The sequence below is a fragment of the Mucilaginibacter sp. P4_G9 genome, from assembly GCF_056400985.1.
This window is the reverse complement of record NZ_JBFUKF010000865.1, coordinates 1-849: the sequence shown is the minus strand read 5'-3', so window position 1 is coordinate 849 and position 849 is coordinate 1. Positions and strand designations below refer to the sequence as shown.

General features: G+C 40.4%; 1 protein-coding gene. It reads right to left on the bottom strand.

What is annotated here, in order from left to right; genetic code table 11:
- A partial coding sequence (locus AC1DPZ_RS28220; protein ID WP_477409780.1) for a nucleotide sugar dehydrogenase occupies window positions 1-849 on the bottom strand: 849 nt, incomplete at both ends.

Here is an 849-nt window from a genome sequence, read left to right as displayed (position 1 = left end):
TCAGCCACTTCCTGCAAGCCATAGCTTCTGGCAATGTAAACCAGGTTTAAAATATCTTTTTGAAAACATGATCCACCGAAACCAACTGAGGCTTTTAAAAATTTAGGACCAATACGGCTATCCGTACCAATTGCCCTGGCAACTTCATTAATATCAGCTTCTGTTTTTTCACAAAGCTCTGTTAAAGAGTTAATCGAAGATACACGTTGGGCCAGGAAAGCGTTGGCTGTTAGTTTTGACAGCTCAGAAGACCAAACGTTGGTAGTTAAAATACGTTCTCTTGGAATCCAGTTATTATAAATATCAACTAACGCCTGCACGGCAATCTGACCTTCAGGTGTATTATCACCTCCTATCAAAACACGATCCGGAGCATCCAAATCTTCTACAGCGGTTCCTTCTGCAAGAAACTCAGGGTTAGATAGTATTTGAAACTGTGAACCATCCCCTGTATGCATAAGAATATCCTTTATAGCACTTGCCGTTCTAACAGGTAAAGTCGATTTTTCAACTATAATCTTGTTGTTTTTTGAAACACGGGCAATTTGCCTGGCACAAAGCTCTATCCATTTTAAATCTGCAGCTTGCCCTTTGCCGGCGCCATAAGTTTTTGTAGGGGTGTTTACAGATATAAACACCATTTCTGCTTCAGATATCGCAGCATCTACGTCAGAAGAAAAAAACAGATTACGTCCCCTTGCTTCGGCAACAACATCACTTAAACCAGGTTCATAAACTGGTATATTGTTTACGTCTTCATCGTTCCAGGCAGCAATACGAGCTTCGTTTAAATCAACTACTGTGACTTGAATATGTGGACATTTTTTGGCGATCATAGCCATAGTAGGA